The sequence below is a fragment of the Aureivirga sp. CE67 genome (assembly GCF_015767245.1).
In the GTDB taxonomy this organism is placed as follows: Bacteria; Bacteroidota; Bacteroidia; order Flavobacteriales; family Flavobacteriaceae; genus Aureivirga.
The window spans coordinates 189,149-196,835 of the sequence record NZ_JADOTV010000007.1; the positions used below are offsets into that span (position 1 = coordinate 189,149).

The 7,687-nt window shown below is 25.0% G+C and carries 11 protein-coding genes; all 11 read right to left on the reverse strand.

What is annotated here, in order from left to right:
* Positions 1-128: 128 nt before the first annotated feature.
* Positions 129-1,070 carry a hypothetical protein gene (locus tag I0K12_RS10885; protein WP_196887960.1) on the reverse strand — a complete coding sequence of 314 codons (942 nt, stop codon included), beginning with the start codon at positions 1,068-1,070 and terminating at the stop codon, positions 129-131.
* Positions 1,071-1,079: 9 nt separating this feature from the next.
* Complete coding sequence (locus I0K12_RS10890) at positions 1,080-1,970, reverse strand: hypothetical protein (protein WP_196887962.1); 891 nt, start codon at positions 1,968-1,970, stop codon at positions 1,080-1,082.
* Between the two features lie 44 nt (positions 1,971-2,014).
* A complete protein-coding gene (locus I0K12_RS10895; RefSeq protein WP_196887964.1) occupies positions 2,015-2,281 on the reverse strand; it encodes a hypothetical protein in 267 nt (88 codons plus the stop codon).
* Between the two features lie 13 nt (positions 2,282-2,294).
* The gene (locus I0K12_RS10900; protein ID WP_196887966.1) at positions 2,295-2,636 is read right to left on the reverse strand and encodes an ADP-ribosylation/crystallin J1; all 342 of its coding nucleotides are present in this window, start codon (positions 2,634-2,636) and stop codon (positions 2,295-2,297) included.
* Positions 2,637-2,727: 91 nt separating this feature from the next.
* Positions 2,728-3,081 carry a hypothetical protein gene (locus tag I0K12_RS10905; RefSeq protein WP_196887969.1) on the reverse strand — a complete coding sequence of 118 codons (354 nt, stop codon included), beginning with the start codon at positions 3,079-3,081 and terminating at the stop codon, positions 2,728-2,730.
* An 80-nt stretch (positions 3,082-3,161) separates the two neighbouring features.
* Positions 3,162-3,812, reverse strand: coding sequence for a DUF2306 domain-containing protein (locus I0K12_RS10910; RefSeq protein ID WP_196887971.1), 651 nt, complete (start codon positions 3,810-3,812; stop codon positions 3,162-3,164).
* Between the two features lie 705 nt (positions 3,813-4,517).
* On the reverse strand, positions 4,518-4,898 hold the full coding sequence (locus I0K12_RS10915) for a hypothetical protein (protein ID WP_196887973.1): 381 nt from the start codon (positions 4,896-4,898) through the stop codon (positions 4,518-4,520).
* A 412-nt stretch (positions 4,899-5,310) separates the two neighbouring features.
* A complete protein-coding gene (locus tag I0K12_RS10920; protein WP_196887975.1) occupies positions 5,311-5,748 on the reverse strand; it encodes a hypothetical protein in 438 nt (145 codons plus the stop codon).
* A gap of 138 nt (positions 5,749-5,886) precedes the next feature.
* A complete protein-coding gene (locus I0K12_RS10925) occupies positions 5,887-6,111 on the reverse strand; it encodes a hypothetical protein (RefSeq protein WP_196887977.1) in 225 nt (74 codons plus the stop codon).
* 3 nt (positions 6,112-6,114) lie between these two features.
* The gene (locus tag I0K12_RS10930) at positions 6,115-6,621 is read right to left on the reverse strand and encodes a dual specificity protein phosphatase family protein (protein WP_196887983.1); all 507 of its coding nucleotides are present in this window, start codon (positions 6,619-6,621) and stop codon (positions 6,115-6,117) included.
* 24 nt (positions 6,622-6,645) lie between these two features.
* Positions 6,646-7,497, reverse strand: coding sequence for a tetratricopeptide repeat protein (locus tag I0K12_RS10935; protein ID WP_196887984.1), 852 nt, complete (start codon positions 7,495-7,497; stop codon positions 6,646-6,648).
* Between the last annotated feature and the right edge of the window lie 190 nt (positions 7,498-7,687).

The following is a 7,687-nucleotide window of genomic DNA, read 5'->3' on the forward strand; positions in this document are numbered from 1 at the left end:
GAATTAAATGTTACAAATAACAGGTTTTGGATTTTAATTAAATAGAATAAAGAAGATAAAAGAATAAAACTATAATTTAAGTACAGATGATCATATTATTTTTTCAAGCCTAATCTAGGGAAAAAACTCTAAACCTCAGTTATTGGAAAATTTAATTCTGATTGTAGTTCTTCTAAATCAATTATAAAGAAAGTAAAAAGCATTACTTTTTGATCTTTAAAGCTAATTCGATAGTAAGAAAGTTTAGAAAATTCTATTCCGAAAATACGTTTAAATTTAATCTGTTCTATTTTTTCGATTTCCTTTTTTTGAAATTGAAAAGTTTCATTTTTATAGATGTAAATAATATCATCTTCACGGAAAAACAGCGCTTTATTGGAATCTTCTAATAGATATTCTAGAGTAAAATAGAATCTTGGAAAACAAACAATAAGACATAAAAAAGAAAGAAGAATCATTTGGTCAAAATATCCATAAAAACGACCTATTACTAATAAAATTAAAGGAATGAAAATTTCATATGGAAAATTTTTTATTACTTTCGAAATTTTTGTTTGGTATTTATTTCCTTCTACAAGATGAAGTTTTTGATTAATCAAATATTTCCAACAGAACGAATTCCATTGATGTCTTAATCCTCCCAAATGCCAATTGATGTCAAATTTCTTCTCTTTTTGTTTCAAATAGGGTGGAAGCTGAACTTTGCAATGAAGCATAGGAGAATTATTCTTTATTGTTTCATAATAAACTTTTTCAAAAGAAGATTTTCTTATATAAAGAATTTCAATAATGGTGAACTTAGACTTGGATTTAAAAAATATAAGATCAATTTCATACAAATCATCATAGATTTTTTCCAAGCTTGGAATAATTTCCTCTAAAGAGATTGGTGTTTTTTTTAGATTCTTTACCTTCTTTTCTTTACTATTTAGAGTGGAATCATTCTTATTATATTCACTTAAAATATAAAGACAATTTTCAGAAATAGAATTCCACGCATGTTTTCTAGCTGTTTCTATTAAAGAATTACTAGCACTTTTTAGCTTATATTGAAAATTATCTTTTGTCATTAAAATATTTTAATTGTAATCATCTTTATAAAAAGGATTAATTTCAATTATAGTTTTTTCACCTTTTTCAAACCATGTGTATTCCAACAATGTCGCTGTTATATTTGTAATAAAGCTTTCTTGTACTGAATCTCCTAAAATCCTTTTATCTAAAGCGAAAACAGCTTCTAAAATCAATTTACCATTATTCGAGTAACGTTGGAGAATGTATCGGTTTTTTGTATAATCCGTTTTGATTAATTCATGATGATACTCTTCTGGAGTCCCTTTATAAGAAGAGAAAAGTAGGGAGTCTATCGAAACTTTAGAAAAATCTTTAATACTAATATTTCGATGTAAAGCAATAGAGTCTCCTGTTTCTTCTAAGTTTAAATCAATACTTAATTTACTACGTACATCATCATCTGATGAGTCTAATTGATTAAAAAATATTCTTTTTTCCTCTAAAATTTGGCAAATATAGTTTAAACAACCATTTTCAATATAATTTTCAAATTTATTTAAGGATATTAAACCCTTTGAGGAAAATTCATTTCGATTACTGATAGTGCCTAAATAACGATTGTTTTTAGCTTCATAACAGGCAAAAGTTGCTTTGAACTTACTCCATTTATAAAATGGAAAATATTTTCCGATATGCTCATTATAATTCGGTTCATTTTTTTCTCTTAGTTCAATAATTCTTTCTCCATGTCCTCTCAAAATAACAGAGCCATCTTTTAATATAAATTTATAAGTAAGATTTTCATCTCCTGCAAGTGCTCCAAAAAGTACTTCATCATATATAGTAGAATGTATTCTTGTAGAATTATAATTTTCGTAACTTATTGGACTGAAATTAAAATTATGTAGAATTATAGCAAGAAATATAAATAGTATTATTTGGTATTGTTTTTTCAATTTTTTGAGTTTAATATAATTGTTGTTAATAGTTTTTTTTAGGTTCAAATAAAAGAATTAAGCATCATAGATAAAAAAGGAAAGCAAAGGAAGAAAAGTAAATAATCAACTATTTTCATCTTTTTCCACCCGATAGCAAAACAAATGATACTTCCAATGAAAATACTTCCTAAAGTAAAGATAGAATTTTCATAAGAAGCTCCCATTGCTCCTGAATTATTAGTATGTTCAATATGATTTTGTATTCTAAGAAAATTACTAATCAAAGCGATAATTAGTAAAATAATTCTATAAAATAATAGTTCTTTCATGGAAAACGAAATACTATTTGTATTCTCCAATTACTTCAATTTTTCCAATAATATTGCTGTTAAATTCTTCTAATTCTTCTGCAGGAACCCAAAGTTCATCATGGATTTTTCCTCCAACATTTTCTACTTTAAATTTCTTTAAATATTCAGAATTCACTTCAAATTTTGTGACATAGCCAACACCATAAGCTGGAACATTCCAATCTCTTGTAATTTGAATTGCATATTCTTCGTTCATTACAGGATAAAAAATTGGCTGTTCTGGAAGTCTTGGAGGAAATCCATCATAATCCATTTCTTTGATTAAATCTAATTCTTTATCATTTACTGGACGATATAGCGAAGTCGTTTTCATGTTTAATTTTTTATAATTTTAAGACAAAGAAAAGAAATTTATTGTAAAAATTAGTTTTGAAACTTAGACTTAAAAAATAAAAAATTAGATATTATTTTTCATAACTCATCACACAAGCACTTAATTCTCCTGAAATAGAACAAAGCATCGGTGCACGAAGTTTAAAATCAGCGTATTTTTCTTGTTTGAAAGGCATAAAAATAGAATCACGATTCACACCATCTTTTCTACCTTTTTTATAAACCATAATAGTTCGGTTGTTTTTAGGAAGATTTGCGTTTTTTACAAGTTCAACAAAAGCCGCTACATCTTCAATTTGATCAATATAATAAATGATTATTTCAAAGTTTTCTGGAGTAGTTTCTATTCCTAAATCAATATCTTCAGGGAAGTTATAAGTGTTTATTTTGTTGAATTTATCAAGTTTTAATTTGTGAATTTCCATTTTTTTGATTGGTTGATTTTTGTAAAATTAATCGAATTATAGCAATAAGACAAGAACCAACGAAAGGAGTAAAGAACTATTTAGGTAGTTTTTTGTTTTAAAGCTTTGTTTTTATCTACTTTTCGAATCCAATAAGTAATGATAAAACTACCAATAATTCCAGGAATAAACCAACCGATAATTCCAGAAAAAAACTGATTTACAACAATAAAAGCTGTACTTGCAGAAATATATCCACCAATCATTTTTCCTAAATGCATTTTTAACCAACCTTTTTGAAGTCGTTCTGGATTTTGGTATAAAATTAAATCTCTTACAGAAAAAATAATTCCAAGAATTGCGAATACAGTCAACACGATATTTATGGTTTTTGTCAATAAAATAGGAAGAGAAATCATTAAAATAGCAGTAACCAACATAGTTGTAGAAATCCATTTGTCAATTTTTAAACTAAAGTTTTTTTGTTTAAAATTCAAAGCTCTTTTTCCTGAAACGACAAAATATAAACTGAAAATTCCAATAGCAAATAAAAATGTGTTTTCATGATTTGGTAAAACAGAAATCAACATGGCTGAAATACCACAAAACATCATGGAATAATAAAATATTAGTCCCGATTTTTGATGTAATTTATTTCCTTTTTTAGCAAGAATAGAAACTAAACCTGAGACTAAAGCAATTCCACCTAAAAATGCGTGGATGAATATCAAAATTTGTATTGTCTTTTCCATTTGAATCTGTTTTACAATTCAAAAATTCAATATTAAATTCAAAAAAGATATTTTAATTTACCCAATTGTTATTTTTTAATGATGAGTTGTGTAAAATAAAAAAAGCACATCTGAAAAAGAGATATGCTTTGTGGATTATTTTAAAATTCCGATTATTTCGTGATTTAAAATACTACCACCTTTTAGAAAGATAATTTCAAGAGGAAATAAAAATATTATAATTAATGGTATGAAAATAGCTAAAGGGTAGAGTATTATTTTGTGGATTTTTATGTGTTTGAACCTTTTTTTTAATTTGTGTATTCTTTTCTTTTTAATATAAATTCTTTCTACATTCTTAGAAATCAGAAAAAAAATAATTGCGATTGAAATTGCAAAGGAATATCCAGCAATTTTAAAATTCTCCTTGAAAAATGTATGATCTAAAAAAACGAGAACAGGTATAAGAATTACAGTTGTATAACATAAATATACGAAGGTTATATACTTTGTGATAAAATGTTCTGGGTTAGATAGTTTCTTTTTATAATCTTCAAAAAGTTTAGCGAAAATAAAGTTCATTTAATTGTTATTGTTTTACTTGACTAAAATTATATTTACACCAAAAAAGATTTAATTTTTTGATCAACTTCAAAATACCAAGTAGAAGTTCCCCAAGAAGAATATTCATCTCCACGAATTTCATTCCATTTTCTTTTGTAATATTTATTCATTTTTAAGCGTTTTTATTCTTATAGCTTCAGCAGTTTTATACTGATCTGTTACAATAAATTCTTTTTTAGTGAGCTTCAGAACTTCAAATTTTTCCCATTTTTCTTTAGTGTAATTAAAGATTTTCAGTTCTTTAGTTTTCGGGGCAAACTCCCATTTTCCTTTTATAGAATCTGAATTCTGATTAGTGCTCAAAACTGTTTTATCATTATAGAAGATTAGAGTTTTATAGCCTTTTTCTATTTTACCATTACTATGAATTACTTTCTCAATTTTCCAGCTACCAATGATTTTATTTTCCATTTTCATAGAAGCACAAGAGAATAATAACATCATTATTCCAATAAAAAAGGAAGTTTTTATAAATTTTTTCAAAATATATTAGTTGTTAAAATTGTTTTATTTTTAAAGTGAATCATTTTGGTTATTAATGGAGATATTAAAATTATACTAAAAGTATAGTAGCTATGAGTATAGAAATTCCATGATAAAAAAATGAATAAATCTGGAAGGATTAATAGAAAATATATGATAATACCTAAAATTTGAAATTTTGGGTTTATAGATTTTCTATTTTGAAAATTTTTTATAGATTGAATTAACATGAATAAAATAACTCCAGTGATTCCAATATTTAATAATAATCTCGTTACTGTTAATTCTTGGTAAAATGGAGTAGATAAATTTCCATTATTTCGTAACCAATAAAAAAAAGGTATTAGTAGTAATGTGATAATTTCGATAATAATAAAAAGTTTCTTTTTCATTCAATAATTAATTTAATTTCCTACTTCCAAATAACTTTTCCACATTTAGATACTATTATTTCAGTTTTTGGTTCTTTGTATGTTTCAATTAAAGTGTTTTTAAAATTTTCCCATTTTTCATCGACTTGTTCACAAGGAATTTTTGCTACAATGATTGATTTTTTTCCTAATAAAAATATGGAAGGAACTATTTTTATTCCGATTTCCTCTCCTTTTTTTATTTTACTACATGATCTTGGAAAACAATTTATTAAAATGTCTTTAGCTTGTTTGCATAATTCTTCGTTTTCAAAATCATATTTTTCGATGTTAATTCTAGAATATGTTGTTTGTCCGTAAATGTTTTTATGACTTTTTTTAGCTTTTAAACTTAGTTTTTCAATAGAACTTGATAAATTTTTAGAATCAATATTATAAAAATCTTTTGCTTTAGAATTTATAGTAAAACTATGTTTCATTTTTTTTGAAAAAGTTTTTAAGGAAATGGAATCCTTAGAGTTTTGAAAACTGAAAATAAATAAAAGAATATAATATAATGGTTTCATAGGCTGTTTCTGTTTTAATTTTTGAATTCAAATTGATAAAAGAAAAATTATTTAATTCATACTAAAATGAAAAAATAGATAAACTATAATTGCAATACAAATAAAACCAATTCTACCATTCCAGTCTTGTTCTAGAATTTCTTTAAAAGAATATTTTTTCTTTAAAAATAACCAACGAATAGACGCTCCAGTCCTTCTGATGATTCCATGGTAAACTATATTAACAATGAAATTAATGATAGCTCCTCCAACTATTTCAAGTATAAATTCTCCCATTTTTTAATTTTTTTTCAATTCATTTTTAATTTTTAAAAGCCAGTTTTTTTGCTCCTCCGTATCCGGAACTTCTAATTTTCTATATTCCCTAATACGATCAAAAATACCTTTTTCATTCATTCCTAAATTTATCATTATAGCAGCAGCTAGGAGAGAAGATCTACCAATTCCCATTCTACAATGAATAACTACTTTTTTAGATTCACGGATTTGATTTGTTAGTTCTTTTACAAGAATTATAAAATCTTTTTCATTATCAGGAATGCTAACATCTTTGATCGGAAAATTAATAAATTCTATTTGATTCTTTTCACATAATTCTTTTTCATTTTTTAGTCCAAGCTCCCATTGTTCTGATTTTTCAAGTAAAGAAACCAAACAATCAACTTCTCTAATTTTTAACCATTTTATTTCATCTTCCAACCAATCATTTCCTCTTGGTCTTGCCATTATTCCAATTTTATTTTCACCAATAAAATGGTCATTTATCCAATAAATTTCTGATATCAATTTTTTAAAATATTTTTATTTTATCTAATCAATAATGAAATCAAAATGTCTCTTAATCTTTTGATCCAATGATTTTGTATTATCTATTTCATCGAAATAGAATGGAATATCAATTTTGGTATCAAAAAAGACGATATATTTTCTATTATTGATAGAGTTTTCAGGTCTTGTTTTTATGTTTTTAATTGATTTTTCAATTTCAGAAGTAATTTCTTCTTCAGTATATTTTTCTTTTAGGAGTTTTTTTAATTCGATTTGAATATTTGAATCCTGATAATTGAAAACTTGTTCTAAAAGTTTATTTAAAGCCAAATTATTCTTACCAAGTTTCATATAAATTTCATGATACATCAAAGTGTTTTGAGCTTGTCTTTCCATTTCTCCAGTTCCACAATTTGTTAGGTATGGAAAATTATTTTCAGATTGTTCTAAAAAATCCAAAGCTTTAAGATAAGCTCCTTTTTGGTAATTAATTTCAGCCAATTTTACCAAAGCAAAATGTTTAAGCTGATTGTATTCTTTAGGATAAATAATTTTATTACAATCTTGGTTAATCAGAAAATTATAGCAGTTTTCTTTTTCTGTTTTCTCTTGAAAAATATTTTCTTGGTTTTCTAAGATAGAATGATAAATCGATTCAGCTTTATCAAATGTATTTAACTCAAAATACAAATCACCAATTTTAGATAATGCTTCTTCACATAGTTCATGATTCGGGTAATTTTCAACAAATTCTTCTAAATGTTTTATGGAGTTCTTCAAATCATTTTCACAATAAGAAATGGAAGCAGATTTGATTAATTCACAAGCAGATTTTCCGAACATAAAATTTTGAAGAAAAAAAATAAAGACAAATGATAAGATTATTTTTTTCATGATTTTAGATGAAATTTATTGGTTAAGTTATAGTTTTATAAACGTAAAAACTTTTATAAGTTGTGTATATTAAACATTATCACGATTGATTTTGTAAGGGACTTCTGAGTGTAACTCTGAAATTATGTATTCCGACAGCAATTTTCATAATTTTCTCTCTTTTTTCAAAGTATTTTATTCGAATTTTCTC